At 69.0% G+C, this 15,126-nt stretch carries 14 protein-coding genes and 1 tRNA gene; 9 read left to right on the top strand and 6 right to left on the bottom strand.

The window, feature by feature from the left end; all coding sequences use genetic code 11:
- Positions 1–96: 96 nt before the first annotated feature.
- Entirely contained in the window at positions 97–2,298 is a 2,202-nt protein-coding gene (locus ACFPMG_RS16180) for a xanthine dehydrogenase family protein molybdopterin-binding subunit (protein ID WP_376996170.1), read from the bottom strand.
- A gap of 3 nt (positions 2,299–2,301) precedes the next feature.
- Positions 2,302–2,760 carry a (2Fe-2S)-binding protein gene (locus ACFPMG_RS16175; RefSeq protein WP_376996168.1) on the bottom strand — a complete coding sequence of 153 codons (459 nt, stop codon included), beginning with the start codon at positions 2,758–2,760 and terminating at the stop codon, positions 2,302–2,304.
- A gap of 277 nt (positions 2,761–3,037) precedes the next feature.
- Between ACFPMG_RS16175 and ACFPMG_RS16170 the strand changes: the two genes are divergently transcribed.
- The 7 genes from ACFPMG_RS16170 (at position 3,038) to ACFPMG_RS16140 (ending at position 9,440) form a co-directional block, all read left to right on the top strand.
- Positions 3,038–3,931, top strand: coding sequence for a LysR family transcriptional regulator (locus ACFPMG_RS16170; protein WP_137118141.1), 894 nt, complete (start codon positions 3,038–3,040; stop codon positions 3,929–3,931).
- A 127-nt stretch (positions 3,932–4,058) separates the two neighbouring features.
- Complete coding sequence (locus tag ACFPMG_RS16165) at positions 4,059–6,443, top strand: EAL domain-containing protein (RefSeq protein WP_376996166.1); 2,385 nt, start codon at positions 4,059–4,061, stop codon at positions 6,441–6,443.
- A gap of 86 nt (positions 6,444–6,529) precedes the next feature.
- Positions 6,530–6,784, top strand: coding sequence for a hypothetical protein (locus ACFPMG_RS16160; protein WP_376996164.1), 255 nt, complete (start codon positions 6,530–6,532; stop codon positions 6,782–6,784).
- Complete coding sequence (locus tag ACFPMG_RS16155; protein WP_376996162.1) at positions 6,784–7,041, top strand: hypothetical protein; 258 nt, start codon at positions 6,784–6,786, stop codon at positions 7,039–7,041. The genes ACFPMG_RS16160 and ACFPMG_RS16155 overlap by 1 nt, the downstream gene beginning before the upstream one ends.
- A gap of 14 nt (positions 7,042–7,055) precedes the next feature.
- Positions 7,056–8,186 carry an ABC transporter ATP-binding protein gene (locus ACFPMG_RS16150; RefSeq protein ID WP_376996160.1) on the top strand — a complete coding sequence of 377 codons (1,131 nt, stop codon included), beginning with the start codon at positions 7,056–7,058 and terminating at the stop codon, positions 8,184–8,186.
- Positions 8,187–8,199: 13 nt separating this feature from the next.
- On the top strand, positions 8,200–8,895 hold the full coding sequence (gene gph, locus ACFPMG_RS16145; protein WP_376996158.1) for a phosphoglycolate phosphatase: 696 nt from the start codon (positions 8,200–8,202) through the stop codon (positions 8,893–8,895).
- Positions 8,889–9,440, top strand: a complete 552-nt coding sequence (locus ACFPMG_RS16140) for a histidine phosphatase family protein (protein WP_376996156.1) — start codon at positions 8,889–8,891, stop codon at positions 9,438–9,440. The genes gph and ACFPMG_RS16140 overlap by 7 nt, the downstream gene beginning before the upstream one ends.
- Here ACFPMG_RS16140 and ACFPMG_RS16135 read toward each other — a convergent pair.
- From ACFPMG_RS16135 to ACFPMG_RS16125, 3 genes are all read right to left on the bottom strand, one after another.
- Positions 9,424–9,588: a hypothetical protein gene (locus ACFPMG_RS16135; protein ID WP_014199676.1), complete on the bottom strand. Its 165-nt coding sequence runs from the start codon at positions 9,586–9,588 to the stop codon at positions 9,424–9,426. The genes ACFPMG_RS16140 and ACFPMG_RS16135 overlap by 17 nt on opposite strands.
- 75 nt (positions 9,589–9,663) lie before the next feature.
- Positions 9,664–10,581 (bottom strand): DMT family transporter, encoded by a 918-nt coding sequence (locus ACFPMG_RS16130; RefSeq protein ID WP_376996154.1) that lies wholly within the window; start codon positions 10,579–10,581, stop codon positions 9,664–9,666.
- A 234-nt stretch (positions 10,582–10,815) separates the two neighbouring features.
- The gene (locus ACFPMG_RS16125) at positions 10,816–11,247 is read right to left on the bottom strand and encodes a hypothetical protein (RefSeq protein ID WP_376996152.1); all 432 of its coding nucleotides are present in this window, start codon (positions 11,245–11,247) and stop codon (positions 10,816–10,818) included.
- Between the two features lie 51 nt (positions 11,248–11,298).
- Here ACFPMG_RS16125 and ACFPMG_RS16120 point away from each other — a divergent pair, with 51 nt between their 5' ends.
- Complete coding sequence (locus ACFPMG_RS16120) at positions 11,299–11,682, top strand: helix-turn-helix domain-containing protein (RefSeq protein ID WP_376996150.1); 384 nt, start codon at positions 11,299–11,301, stop codon at positions 11,680–11,682.
- Between the two features lie 127 nt (positions 11,683–11,809).
- Here ACFPMG_RS16120 and ACFPMG_RS16115 read toward each other — a convergent pair.
- Positions 11,810–11,885, bottom strand: a tRNA-Phe gene (locus ACFPMG_RS16115).
- Positions 11,886–12,228: 343 nt separating this feature from the next.
- On the opposite strand from ACFPMG_RS16115, the gene adhE reads away from it, so the two are divergent.
- Complete coding sequence (gene adhE / locus ACFPMG_RS16110) at positions 12,229–14,889, top strand: bifunctional acetaldehyde-CoA/alcohol dehydrogenase (protein ID WP_376996146.1); 2,661 nt, start codon at positions 12,229–12,231, stop codon at positions 14,887–14,889.
- The last annotated feature ends 237 nt before the right edge of the window (positions 14,890–15,126 follow it).

The raw sequence follows: 15,126 nt of genomic DNA, 5'->3' as shown, positions 1-15,126 counted from the left end.
GGCGTCGCTGAGGGTCCGATCGACCGCGACATGCGAGCCGAAAAAGAAGCCCCGCTCCCTGGATGGGAAGAGGGGCTTTTTCCAACCTGACGGAGCTTACACCATGCCGGAGCGGGTGAAGGGCAGGTGGTGCAGGCGCTTGCCGGTGGCGGCGAAGACCGCGTTGGCGACCGCCGGGGCGGCGGTCGGCACGCCGGGCTCGCCGACGCCGGTCGGACGGGCGGTGGAGGGGAGGATGTGCACCTCGACCGGCGGCATCTCCGAATTGCGGAGCGGCTGGTAGGTGTCGAAGTTGCTCTGGTCCACCACGCCGCCGGTCAGCGTGATCTCGTCGCGCAGCGCGTGGCCGATGGCCCAGCCGGTGCCGCCGGAGATCTGCGCCTCGACGATGTTGGGGTTCACGACCTGCCCGCAATCCACCGCGCAGACCACGCGGTCGATGGTCACGCGGCCCTGCTCGTCCACCGAGACCTCGGCGACGTGGGCGACGAAGCTGCTGAAGCTCTCATGCACGGCGATGCCGCGGCCCTTGCCCTTGGGCAGCGGCTGGCCCCAGCCGGCCTTCTCCGCCGCCAGCTTCAGCACGCCCTGGAGGCGCGGGTGATCCTTCAGCATCTCCAGCCGGAAGGCCACCGGGTCCTTGCCCGCCGCCGCCGCCAGCTCGTCGATCATCACCTCCTTGGCGTAGGCGGTGTGGGTGTGACCGACCGAGCGCCACCACAGCGTGGTGACCGGGGACTTCGGCGACTGCAGATCAACGTACAGGTTCGGCACGGCGTAGGCCATATCCGAGGACCCTTCGACCGAGGTCGCGTCCACGCCGTTCTTGACCATCACGGCTTCGAACGGGGTGCCCTCCATGAAGCTCTGCCCGACGATCTTCTGCCGCCACGCCACCAGCTTGCCCCCGGCGTCCAGGCCGGCCTTCACCTTGTGCAGGAACAGCGGGCGGTAGCGGCCGCCGCGGATGTCGTCCTCGCGCGTCCACACCAGATGGACCGGGGCCTTGCCATAGGCTTTGGCGATGGACACCGCCTCGGCGATGTAGTCGGCGTCGGTCGTGGCGCGCCGGCCGAAGCTGCCGCCCGCCCAGACGGTGTTGATCACCACCTGCTCCGGCTTGCAGCCCAGCATGGCGGCGACGACCTTCTGCTCGACCCCCTGGAACTGCGAGCCGGCCCAGATGGTGCAGCCACCGTCCGGGGTCAGCTCCACGGTCGCGTTCAGCGGCTCCATCGGGGCGTGGGCGAGGTAGGGGAAGACGAACTCCGCCTCCACCACCTTGGCGGCGCCGGCCAGCGCCTTCACCGCGTCGCCGGTGTCGGTGGCCACGTTGCCGGGCTGGTCGGCCAGCTTGCGGTAGTCGGCGAGCATCTCCTCGGTGCCGCGCATCTCCGCCTTGGCGTCGTCCCACTCCACCGTCAGCGCCTCGCGGCCCTTCATGGCGGCCCAGGTGTTCTTGGCGACGACCGCGACGCCCCTCGGCACGGTCAGCACCTCCAGGACGCCCGGCACCTGCTTCGCTGCGGCGGCGTCCACCGACTTCACCGTGCCGCCGAAGCGCGGGGAGCGGGCCATCACCGCCGTCACCTGGCCGGGGCGGCGGATGTCCATGGCGAAGATCGCCGTGCCGTCGGTCTTGGACACATGGTCCAGCCGGTGCAGCGACGGGTTGCCGATCAGTGTGTAGTCCTTGGCGTCCTTCAGCGCGACGTTCTGCGGGACGGGCAGCTTCGCCGCGTCCTCCGCCAGCTCGCCGAAGCGGGCGCTGCGGTTGGAGGCGGCGTGGCGGACGACGCCCTGCTCGACCGTGACGGACGAGGCCGGAACCGACCAGCGCGCCGCGGCGGTGGCGACCAGCATGGCGCGGGCGGCGGCGCCGGCCATGCGCAGCTCGTCCCAGCTGTTGGCGACGGCGGTGGAGCCGCCGGTGCCCTGGATGCCGAAGAAGTGGTTGGCGTAGAGCGCGCCGTCCGCCGGGGCGAAGGCGCCGCGCATCTGCGCCCAGTCGGCGTCAAGCTCCTCCGCGACGATGGTGGTCAGGCCGGTCATGATGCCCTGGCCCTTGTCCAGATGCTTGACCAGCACGGTGACCGTGTCGTCGGCGGCGATGCGGATGAAGGCCTGCGGGCGCGGGTCCGCCGGGCCGACCACCTTGGGGGCGGCGGCCTCGCTGGCGAATCCCGTCCGGGGCAGCATGGCGCCGAGAACCAGGGCGCCGCCGGCCCCCTTGAGGAAGCCGCGGCGCGAGGGCGCGGCGACGTCCGCCGCCGCCTGCTTGATGAGCTGGTTCAGCATGGCTCAGGCCCCCATCGCCTTGGCGGCGTCCTTGATGGCCGCGCGGATGCGCGGGTAGGTGGCACAGCGGCAGACGTTGCCGTCCATCGCCGCGTCGATGTCGTCGTCCGTGGGGTTGCGGTTGTCGGTCAGCAGCGCCACGGCGCTCATGATCTGGCCGGACTGACAGTAGCCGCACTGCACGACATCCAGCTTCTGCCAGGCGGCCTGGACAGCCTGGGCGACCGTGCCGGACACGCCCTCGATCGTGGTGATCTTCGTGCCAGTGGCGGATTCCGCCGGGGTCTGGCAGGCGCGGATCGGCGTGCCGTCCATATGGACGGTGCAGGCGCCGCACTGGGCGATGCCGCAGCCGAACTTGGTGCCGGTCAGGTTCAGTTCGTCCCGCAGGACCCACAGAAGCGGCATGTCGCCGGGCACGTCGACGTCCCGGTCCTGCCCGTTGATGTTCAAACGAATCATCGGATGATCCCTGTCTCTCGACTCTGCCTGTCGGGTATTATGGTGCGGGCCTTCGGCGGGCAATTCCTGCGTGAATCCCAGCTTCGAAAAGACCGTGTGCAGTGTGGTCCCGTTCGGCGGGCGTGGCAAACATCCCAGTGTGGGAGTTGGTCTTCGGTGGAAGCGTCCGACCTATCCGTTTGTTCGGCCCGCAAACGTGACCACGATCATCCTAACCGCTTCGCTGCGAGCCGAATAGCCGGTACAATCCGCTTGAGCTTATGAATTTGGTGCATGAATGAACCGGAACGACCTCAGCGATCTGGCGGCCTTCGCCGTCGTGGCGGAGGAGGGGAGCTTCACGCGGGCGGCGGCCCGGCTGGGCATGTCGCAATCCGCGCTCAGCCACGCCATGAAGGCGCTGGAGGACCGGCTGGGCCTGCGTTTGCTGGCCCGCACCACCCGCAGCGTGTCCACGACGGAGGCGGGGCAGCGGCTGCTCCGCACGCTGCGGCCGGCGCTGGACGACATCGCCGCCGGGCTGGCGGCGGTTGGGGAACTGCGCGAGAAGCCCGCCGGCACGCTGCGCATCACCACGGGCAAGCACGCCGCTGTCCGTGTGCTGTGGCCCGTGCTGTCGCGCTTCCTCGCCGACTATCCGGAGGTGCAGGTGGAGCTGTCCATCGACAGCAGCCTGACCGACATCGTGGCCAGCCGCTTCGACGCCGGGGTCCGGCTGGGCGAGCAGCTCGAAAAGGACATGATCGCGGTGCGCATCGGCCCCGACATCCGGGCGGCCATCGTCGGCGCGCCTTCCTACTTCGCGCAGCGTCCGGTGCCCTGCGCCCCGCAGGATCTGGCCGGGCACGACTGCATCAACTACCGCTTCACCACGTCCGGCGCCGTCTATGTCTGGGAGTTCGAGGAGGACGGCCACCCGGTGAACGTCCGGGTGTCGGGATCGCTGGTCTCCAACGACATGGACGTCATCATGGCCGCCGTCCTGGACGGGCGGGGGCTGGCCTACATCTTCGAGGACGAGGTAGCGGAGCATGTCGCCGCCGGGCGGCTGGTCCGCGTGCTGGACGATTGGTGCACCCCGTTTCCCGGCTATTACCTCTACTACCCCAGCCGCCGGCAGATCCCCCCGGCCCTGGCCGCCCTGGTCGACGCGCTGCGCTACCGACTGTAGCAACCGTGCAACGTATGCATGCCGATTCCGCGCTCCGGACGGATCCGAAAAAGGATTATTAACGTACCAAAAGATTAAGGTAATCGGATCAAGCGGCGTCGAGCCGCCGGAACGGGATGAACGCCGGATGATGCGTGTGTATGCCTGCATAACCCAGCAGCACGATCTGTGGCTCGTGCTGCTGGCGGGGGCGGTCTGTGGATTCGGTGCCTGGGTGTCCCTGAACCTTGCCCGCCGCGCCGCGGCGGCGGTGGGACGGGCGCGCTGGGGGTGGCTGGCCGGTGCCGCGACGGCGACCGGCGGCGGCGTGTGGGCGACCCATTTCATCGCCATGCTGGCCTTCCGGACGAGCCTGCCCACGGGCTACGACGTCGGCCTGACGGTCCTGTCGAGCCTGATCGCCATCGGCGGCGCCGCGGTGGGCATCCGCCGCGCCATCGGCGGCGGGCGGCTGGCCGCCCCGCTGGGCGGCGCCATCGCCGGAGCGGCGGCGACCGCCATGCATTTCACCGGCATGGCGGCGCTCCAGGTGCCGGCCAACCTGCATTACGACCCGGCCTACGTCGCGGTGGCGCTGGGGTTGGGCGTCCTGCTGGGCGGGGCGGGCTTCACCGCCGCCCTGCGGACCGGATCGCTGAAGGGGCTGGCGGCGGGGGCGGCCCTGCTGGCGCTGGGCATCTGCGGGCTGCATTTCACCGGCATGGCCGGCGTCACGCTGATCCCCGACCCGCTGCACGACATGTCCGACCAGATCATGGAGCCGGGCCTGCTGGCGGTCGCCATCGCGGTGACGGCCACAGTGGTCATGGCGCTGGGCCTCGCCGGGGCCATCATGGACCAGCGGCTGGCCGCGCGCACGGCGCACGAGGCGGCTCGGCTGCGCGCCAGCGAGGAACGGTTCCGCCAGCTTGCCGACGCCACGACGGAAGGCATCGTGATCCACCGCGACGGCGTGGTCCTCGACGTCAACCGCGCCATGGCGGAGCTGCTGGGCAAGCCGCAGGTCGATTTCATCGGGCAATCCATGCTGCGCTTCGTGGTGCAGAACCGCCGCTCCGACATCGAGCGCAAGCTGACCCATCCGACCTCCGAGCGGGTCGAACTGGACCTGCTGCATGACGACGGCACGCTGGTGATGGTCGAGGCGCACGGGCAGGACATCACGCACGAGGGCCGGCCCGCCCGCGTCGTCGCCGTCCGCGACATCCGCGAGCGCAAGCGGGCGGAGGAGCGCATCCGCCACATGGCGCACCACGACCTGCTGACCGGCCTGCCCAACCGCTCCCTGTTCCTCGACCGGCTGAACGGCGCGCTGACCAGCGCGGGGCGGGCGCGCACCGGGGTGGCGGTGCTCTATCTGGACCTCGACCGCTTCAAGGCGGTGAACGACCTGCTGGGCCACCCGGCGGGCGACCGGCTGCTGCAGGAGATGGCGCGCCGGATGCTGGAGGCGGTGCCCAGCCACGACACGGTGGCGCGGCTGAGCGGCGACGAGTTCGCCGTGCTGCACCGCATCGCCCAGCCGGGCGAGGCTCTGGCCCTGGCCGACCGGCTGGTCAAGACGCTGGGTATGCCCGCCGAACTGGACGGCCAGCGGATGGTGGTCGGGGCGAGCGTCGGCATCGCCCTGTTCCCCCAGGACGGCGGCGGGGCGGAAGCGCTGCTCCAGCACGCCGACACCGCCCTCTACCGCGCCAAGTCGGAAGGGCGGGGCACCTTCCGCTTCTTCGAGGCGGAGATGGACGAGCGTCTGCAGGCCCGCCGCGGCCTGGAGCGCGACCTGCGCCAAGCGCTGAGCGACGGCGCGCTCAGCGTCCATTACCAGCCGCTGGAGGATTGCCGGACGCACCGTGTCCTGGGATTCGAGGCTCTGGTGCGCTGGAAGCACCCGGAGCGCGGCATGATCCCGCCGTCGGAGTTCGTGCCGCTGGCCGAGGAGAGCGGGCTGGTCATGCAGCTCGGCGAGTTCGTGCTGCGCACCGCCTGCCGGGACGCCCGGGCCTGGCCCGCTCCGGTCAAGGTGGCGGTGAACCTGTCGCCGGTCCAGTTCCGCCATTCCGACCTGCCGGCCACCATCCTCGGCATCCTGGAGGAGGAGGGGATGGCGCCGCACCGGCTGGAGATCGAGGTGACCGAAGGGGTGATGATCGACGACACCGAGCGCGCCCTGGCGGCGCTGACCGCCCTGAAGGCCGCCGGGGTCCGCATTGCCCTGGACGATTTCGGCACCGGCTATTCCAGCCTCAGCTATCTCCAGAAATTCACCTTCGACAAGCTGAAGATCGACCGCTCCTTCGTCCAGCTGATGGCGGAGAACCGCGAATCCCTGTCGATCATCCGCACCATCCTGGCGCTTGCCAAGAGCCTGGACATCGCCGTCACGGCGGAGGGCGTGGAGACGGAGGAGCAGCGGATCCTGCTGAAGAACGAGTCCTGCAACCAGCTCCAGGGCTATCTGATCGGGCGTCCGGTCCCGGCGTCGGAGCTGGCGCGCTTCTACGAGCCGGCGTGAGGGCGGGCCGACCGCCTGACGGCACGGGGTGATGTGACGGAACCGTTGGACAAACGGACGAAGGCCGCCGCACCGTGGCGCCCGCCATGACCGGATTGCGTGCCTTCGCCGGGCGCCTTGTCGCCGCTTTTCTGCTGATTCCCTTCCTGCCGCCGGAGGTCGCGGCCGGGCGGGAGGCCCGCACCGCCGTCACGGTGCTGACGTCCTTTCCCGCCGGCTTCTACGAGCCGGTGCGGGAGGTGTTCGAGGCGGCGCACCCGGACCGGCGCCTGCGCGTCGTCAACACCAAGACCACCGCCGCGCTAAGCTGCGCACCATCAGCCGGGTGGTCGTGCCGCTGATGTCCGGCGGCATCCTGGCCGGCTTCGTCACCAGCTTCGCCACCGCGGCGGTGGAGCTGTCGGCGACCATCATGCTGGTCCATTCGCAGAGCGACGCGCCGCTGGCCTACGGCCTCTACGTCTACATGCAGTCGGCGGCCGGGCGCGGTCCGGGGGCGGCGCTGGGCGTCTTCGCCGTCGTCATCGTCGGGCTGGGCACCTACCTGTCGCACGTCATCATCGAGCGGGGCCGGCGCGAGCGCGGCCAGGACCATTGAGGGGAACCGCCACCATGAACCATCAATTCTCCCCCACTCAGCTTCCCCCCGCTGCCCTGTCCGCCGGAATGGAGAGCGTCGGCGTCCGCATCGACGGCGTGGACCTCTCCTACGGCAGCCACCGCGTGCTGAAGGACATCCATCTCGACATCAAGCCGGGCGAGTTCTTCGCCTTCCTCGGCCCGTCGGGCTGCGGCAAGACCACGCTGCTGCGGCTGATCGCCGGCTTCAACACGGCGCAGCGCGGGGCGGTGACGATCGGCGGGCGCGACATCTCGGGCCTGCCGGCGCACAAGCGCGACGTCGGCATAGTGTTCCAGAGCTACGCGCTGTGGCCGCACATGACGGTGCGCCGCAACGTCGCCTTCGGGCTGGAGGAGCGGCGCGTGCCGCGCGCGGAGATCGAGCGGCGGGTGGACGCGGCGCTCGACCTCGTCGGGCTGAAGCATCTGGCCGACCGCCGCCCGTCGCAGCTTTCGGGCGGCCAGCAGCAGCGCGTCGCGCTCGCCCGCACCATCGTGATCGAGCCGAAGGTGCTGCTGCTGGACGAGCCGCTGTCGAACCTCGACGCCAAGCTGCGCGTGCAGATGCGCCAGGAGCTGCTGAGCCTTCAGCGCAAGCTGGGGCTGACCACCATCTTCGTCACCCACGACCAGGAGGAGGCCAACACCATCTGCGACCGCATCGCGGTGATGGAGGATGGCATCGTCCAGCAGGTCGGCACCCCGCAGGAGCTGTACGACCACCCGGCCAACCTGTTTGTCGCCGGCTTCCTCGGCACCGCCAACGTGCTGGAAGGGCAGGTGCGCGCCGTGGACGGAGGGATAGCCTTCGTCATGGGCGGCGGCGTGCCGATCCCGCTGCCGCACGGCGTGGAGCCGGGGGCCGAGGGCAAGCTGATGTTCCGGCCGCAGAACCTGTCTATTCGTCAGGACGGAGGGCCTCCGCGTCATGGCCATGTCCGGCTGGTGGGCGTGGTGCGGCACCGCGAGTTCCTGGGCGCCTCGATCCGCTACGCGGTGGACATCGGGGGGCAGCAGGTGCAGGTTGACGCCCCGCACCAGGCCGGTGACGCGCTGCTGCCGACCGACACCCCGATCACCCTCGACCTTGCGGCCGACAAGGCCCGCTTCCTGCGCCGATAGGAGTCGCATTCCGGTGACCAGCCTTCCCAACCGCAAGTCCTTGCGTGCCGTCGCCTTCGATCTCGACGGCACGCTGGTGGACAGCGCCGCCGACCTGATGCACGCCTCCAACGCCCTGCTCGCCGAACTGGGCCGCCCGCCGGTCGATCTGCCGGCGGTGCGCTCCTTCATCGGCGACGGCGTGGCCAAGCTGGTGGAGCGGGTCCTCGCCGCCACCGGCGGCCTGCCCGGAGCGGAGGAGACGGCGGCTCACACCCGCCGCTTCCTCGCCATCTACGAGGCCGACCCCAGCGCCCACAGCGCGCTCTATCCCGGCGTCGCGGAGACGCTGACGGCGCTGTCGGCGGCCGGGCTGAAGCTGGGGGTGTGCACCAACAAGCCGATGGCGGCGACCCGGCGGCTGCTTGCCGACCTCGGCATCGCCGATCGATTCACGGCGGTGGTCGGCGGCGACAGCTTCCCCACCCGCAAGCCCTCGCCGGAACCGGTGCTCGGCCTGCTCGCCCTGATGGATGTCCGGCCCGAGGACACCGTCTTCGTCGGCGACAACGAGCATGACGTGGCCGCCGCCCGCGCCGCCGGGGTGGCGCGGGTTCTGGTGCTGCGCTACGGCTACGCGCGTGTGCCGCTCGACAGCCTTCCCCACGACGGCATCCTGGAGCGCTTCGGCGACCTGACGGGGGCGCTGTCGGCGGCCTCGGCATGTTGAACCGCCTCGTCTTCTGCCGACATGGCGAGACGGAGAGCAACGTCGGCGGCTGGCTGGCCGGATCGCGCGACGTGTCGCTGACCGAGCGCGGGCGGGCGCAGGCCCACGACGCCGCCGCGCTGGCCGCCCAGGGGGCTCCGGTCGCGGCCATCCATTCCAGCCCGCAACGCCGCGCGCGGGAAACCGCCGGCATCATCGGCGCGGCGCTGGGTCTTCCGGTGGTGGTGGTTCCCGGCCTGGAGGAGCGGCGCTGGGGTGATCTGGAAGGGGGCGCCGTCCCGGCGGACCTGCTGCGAGAGGAGGTTCCGGGCGGCGAAAGCCTCACCGCCTTCCAGTCCCGCGTCGCCGCGGCTCTGGACGGCTTGCCGGTTCCGGCGGACGGGCGGCCGCCGCTGGTGGTGGCGCACGCCGGCACGTGGCACGCCTTGTGCCGCTGGCTGGGCCTCACCCCGGACACGCTGTGGCCGCCCAACGCGATGCCCGTCACGCTGGAGCGCGCCGGGGTTTTTGAAAGCGTCGGGACGCCGGTCAGCGGATCTCGATGAGGTCCGTCAACTCGCGCACGACCAGTTCCAGGCTGTCGGCCACCGCCTCGCAGGACACCCGCTCCTCCGGGGTGGTGAAGTCGGCGGAGCGCAGGGTGGCGATCTGCTCCTTCAACCGGCCGATGTAGGCGATCAGCTTTTCTTCCATGCCCGAACCCCGTGGCGCGAGAGGCTTCCCACTACGATAACAGGCGAGCGGGGGCTTTGGCGCCGGGATTCTTGATCAGTGGGCGTCTCCCGGCTCCAGCCGGCCGATCATGATCACCGCGGCGAGGGTGACCGCTGTGCCGGTGAGTTGCACCGGTGACAGCGTCTCGCCCAGGAACAGGAAAGCGATGGCGAGGCCGAACACAGGGGTCAGGTTCAAAAAGCTGCCTGCGACATTGGCGCTGATCGCCCTAAGCGCCAGCATGTAGAGCGAGAAGGCCAGCGCGTATTGCAGGATTCCGGACGCCACGACGACCAGCCAGAGGCCCGCCGACCGGGGAAAGGCCGGCCCCTGCGGCGCCAGCAACCAATCGGCGGGCAGCAGGAGCAGAGCGAAGACCAGTGCGACGGTTTGCTGCCAGGCGACGATCATGATGGGGTCCGCCTGGGCTGCCACGCGGGACGACAGGACCACATAAACGGCGGCGGTCGCGGTCGCCGCGAAGATCAGGGTGACGCCGATGGGATCGTTACCGGCGGCATCCTCCGGCCGGAACAGGCCAAGGGCCAGCGTAAGCCCGGAAAATGCGACCAGTGACAGGCCGACGAAGCGCCCGCCCGGCCGGACGCGCAACAGGATGGCCGATGCGCAGACGATCATGATGGCTTCGGAGGACTGGATCAGCACCGCTCCACCCGCCTGCACACCGGCCAGCCCGATCAGGCCAAGCAGATAGGCGAGCCCCGGCTCCAGCAACCCCAACCATGCATAGCCCAGGATATCCCGCCGGCCATTGGACGGTGTGCGCCGGATGCCCACGACCGTCCACAGCAGGGCGACGCTGGCGGCCAGTTGCAGGACCAGAAGCGAGACCGGTGGTAGATCCTCCAGGGCGGTCTTCGACAGGACGGTTGCCGCCCCCCAGCACAACGCTGCCAGCGTCGCGGCGATGACGCCCCTCCGACGCTCCGGGCCTGTGGTCGCTCCGATCATTCCGCGTTCCCGCCGTTCTGTCCCCTTCACCATCATTGCATGGACATTGTCAGGGTTGCAAAAGTGCCGTGATATCTGATTTTGGGTTGATGATTGTGACGACGTATCCCCGAAGCGCTTGGCCGCATTTTCTGGCAACGAAGAGAGCCATTGAAAAACAGGTGATCCGCTTGCTTTCCATGCCTGAACTTTTGCGGCGTGAGAGCCTCCCGCACTGACAGCGGGCGAGGAGGGTTACGGCGCGTCGTGTGCGGTTTGCCGCTCGACTCGTTCCCGAAGCGCATCTGTGCATCCACCCGTCGCGTGAATGCCACCGATTCGTTGAACCGGCGCGTTTGCTCCGTGCGCGGTCAGCATCGCTTCGACATACCGCCGTTCGCGGGAAGCGTCGTCATACCGCTTTGCCAAATCATCCCACGCTGTTGCGTCAACGCCCCGCCTGATCGCGCGGGCGAGGAATGGCGTGCGCAGGTCGATCACTCCCCAGCCACAGATTTCATGAGTGGCCGCATCATTGGCAGCCATGTCTGCGGCATGCAGCCATCGCTGAAACGCGATAAAGGCGGCTCCGGGCTCTTCCGCTCGCGGTGTGTGCGGGCAGGCAAGGGGTATGGTGATGATTGAAGGAGCGGCGATGGAGCGGATGAGACGGCTGCGTGGCGGCATTTCCAAGCACTCCATTGTCGTATCGGCGATTTCATTATCGTCGGTTCGTACATGGACCGCAACGCCGCTCCGCGCAACACATGCGGCATGCAGGTGCTGACGACGAAACTCAGGGAACGGGCGCGGGAACTCGGGCTGACCGATGCGGAGGTCGCGCGCCGGGCTGGGCTGGCCGAGCCTCGGTACGGGCATTATGTCGCCGGAACCCGCCGGCCCGACTACGACACGCTTCTTCGCTTGTGCCGCGTGCTGGGAACCTCACCCAACGACCTGCTCGGTTTCGAATCGCGTCCGGACCAGACGGACGAACGTTCGCAGATGGAGAGTGAGTTGCTGGTGCACGCCCGCGTGCTGGTGGATGACGACCTGTCGCTGGCGATCAAGCAGGTGAAGCTGTTGATCGAGCATCGTCGGGTGAAGAGGACATCCGAGTAGACAACGGACACCCATACCGCGGTGGAGCGGTCATTCAAACCAAAGATATGTGGGGGAATTGAGTACGGCCTCTGGCTTCGGCCAGGGCAGTCGGCACACCATTTTCTCATGGCAAGACTTGAGAGAATGGTGCCCAGGGACGGAGTCGAACCGCCGACACGGGGATTTTCAGTCCCCTGCTCTACCAACTGAGCTACCTGGGCGCCGCTGCGTGCGGGGGCGTCTTATAGGAAGAACCGGAGCGCTTGTCCAGCGCAATTCGCCACCCGTTCGGAAGAGATTTTTCCGGTCCGGCCGGGCGGGTTGGGGGTGGCGCTACCCCGAAAGTGGTCATACCAGTTTTGACCTGGGTCATGGTCCCTCACCCATGCTCGGGGGATAGTTTCCCTGCCGCGCGGACAGGACCAAAGCGCCGCCCGGCCATGACCGATTTTCCGTGCGTGCCCTGGATGCCGTTGTCTGTGAAGGGCTTCAACCCGCCCGCATCCGCTGTCCAGGACCGGCCCGAAGGGGCCGGCGGCGCGCCAACCGCAGAGGCGACACGATATGCCCGTCACCACGCTTGCAGACCTCAACGACCTCGTCCTCCGCGTCCGGGAGGCGCAGAAACTCTACGCCGGCTTCACGCAGGAGACCGTGGACCGCATCTTCCGCAGCGCCGCCCTGGCCGCAGCCAACGCGCGCATCCCGCTGGCGAAGCTGGCGGTCGCCGAGACGCGCATGGGCGTGATGGAGGACAAGGTCGTCAAGAACCACTTCGCCTCCGAATACATCTACAACAAGTACAAGGACGAGAAGACCTGCGGCATCCTCGAGGAGGACCCGGAATACGGCATCATGACGATCGCCGAGCCGGTGGGCCTGATCTGCGCCATCGTGCCGACGACCAACCCGACCTCGACCGCCATCTTCAAGGCGCTGATCAGCCTGAAGACGCGCAACGGCATCGTCTTCTCACCGCACCCCCGCGCCCGCAAGGCGACCTGCGAGGCCGCGCGGATCGTGCTCCAGGCCGCGGTGGAGGCCGGCGCACCGCCGGACATCATCGGCTGGATCGACGAGCCCTCGGTGGAGCTGTCGAACGCGGTGATGCACCACCCCGACATCAACCTGATCCTGGCGACCGGCGGGCCGGGCATGGTCAAGGCGGCCTACTCCTCGGGCAAGCCGGCCATCGGCGTCGGCGCCGGCAACACCCCGGCGGTGATCGACGAGTTCGCCGACATCAAGCGGGCCGTCGCCTCCATCCTGATGTCCAAGACCTTCGACAACGGCGTGGTCTGCGCGTCGGAGCAGTCGGCCATCGTCGTGGACGCCGTCTATGACGCGGTGCGCGACCGCTTCGCCCACCATGGCGGCCACATCCTGTCGGCGGCGGACGCCGACGCGGTGCGCAAGGTGCTGCTGAAGAACGGCGCGCTCAACGCCGACATCGTCGGCCAGTCGGCCGGCGCCATCGCCGCCATGGCCGGGGTGAGCGTTCCCGCCCACACCAAGGTGCTGATCGCCGAGGTCGAGGCGGTGACCGAGGACGAGCCCTTCGCCCACGAGAAGCTGTCGCCGACCCTGGCGCTCTACCGCGCCCGCGACTTCGTGGACGCCTGCGACAAGGCGGCGGCGCTGGTCGCGCTGGGCGGCATCGGCCACACCTCCGCCCTCTACACCGACCAGGACCAGCAGCCGGAGCGCATCCGCCATTTCGGGCAGGCGATGAAGACGGCGCGCATCCTGATCAACACGCCCTCCTCGCAGGGCGGCATCGGCGACCTCTACAATTTCCGGCTGGCACCGTCACTGACGCTCGGCTGCGGTTCGTGGGGCGGCAACTCGATCTCCGAGAATGTCGGGCCGCAGCACCTCATCAACCGCAAGACCGTGGCGAAGCGGGCCGAGAACATGCTGTGGCACAAGCTGCCGAAATCCATCTACTTCCGCCGCGGCTGCCTGCCCTTCGCCCTGGAGGAACTGCGCGGCAAGAAGCGCTGCCTGATCGTCACCGACCGCTTCCTGTTCGAGAACGGCCACGTCGACGAGACCGTGCGCATCCTCAAGGGGCTGGGCCTCGCGGTGGAGACCTTCTTCGAGGTCGCCGCCGACCCCACCCTGGCGGTGGTGCGGCGTGGGCTGGCGCTCGCCAACGCCTTCCAGCCGGACGTCATCCTGGCGCTGGGCGGCGGCTCGCCGATGGACGCGGCGAAGATCATGTGGGTGATGTACGAGGCCCCGGACGTCGCCTTCGAGGATCTGGCCCTGCGCTTCATGGACATCCGCAAGCGCATCTACACTTTCCCCAGGCTGGGGGTGAAGGCGCAGTTCGTCGCCGTCCCGACCACCTCGGGCACCGGGTCGGAGGTCACGCCCTTCGCCGTGGTGACCGACGAGCGCACCGGCATCAAGTACCCGATCGCCGATTACGAACTGACACCGACCATGGCGATCATCGACGCCAATCTGGTGATGGACATGCCGAAGGGCCTGACCGCCGCCGGGGGCATCGACGCGGTGACCCACGCGCTGGAGGCCTACGTCTCCGTCCTGGCGAACGAGTACACCGACGGGCAGGCGCTGCAGGCGCTGAAGCTGCTGAAGGAGCATCTGCCCTCCGCCTACGCCAAAGGCGCCAAGGACCCCAAGGCGCGGGAGCAGGTGCACAGCGCCGCCACGCTGGCCGGCATCGCCTTCGCCAACGCCTTCCTCGGCGTCTGCCATTCGATGGCGCACAAGCTGGGGGCGGAGTTCCACCTGCCGCACGGCGTCGCCAACGCGCTGCTGATCGCCAACGTCATCCGCTACAACGCCGCCGACATCCCGACCAAGCAGACCGCCTTCAGCCAGTACGACCGGCCCAAGGGCGTCGCCCGCTACGCCGAGATCGCCCGGCATTTGGGTTTGGGCGGCAGCCGCGACCACGAGCGGGTGGAGACGCTGGTCGCCTGGGTGGAGGAGCTGAAGCGCACGCTGGACATTCCGGCCTCGATCCAGGCCGCCGGGGTTCCGGAGGCGGAGTTCCTGGCCCGGCTGGACGCCATCGCCGAGGCCGCCTTCGACGACCAGTGCACCGGCGCCAACCCGCGCTTCCCGCTGGTCGCGGAAATCCGGCAGCTCCTGCTGGACAGCTACTACGGCCGCGCCTACGCCGAGGGGACGGAGCGCGCGCCGGAGGCCGGGGCGGAGCGCAAGCCGGTGGCGCTGGTCCGTTCGCGGTGATCCCCTCACGTTGATTGAGGCCTGACGGGCCGCCCGGCGCCGGGGAACCGGAGGCCGGGCGGCCCCTTCTTTTGTCCGGAAAAAAAGCCGGTCTGCCGAAGACTTCACGCCCTGACACCATGAAACGTCGATTGGCTGTGAACCCATTGTCCGAAACGGCGGCAGGTGAATCCGGTCATGATTCGATCCTATCAATCCGATTACCGTCATCGCGGCCCCGCGATGCATGCATTCGTC

It is taken from the genome of Azospirillum himalayense (assembly GCF_042657465.1).
In the GTDB taxonomy this organism is placed as follows: Bacteria; Pseudomonadota; Alphaproteobacteria; order Azospirillales; family Azospirillaceae; genus Azospirillum; species Azospirillum himalayense.
This window is presented reverse-complemented; position numbering and strand designations above follow the sequence as displayed.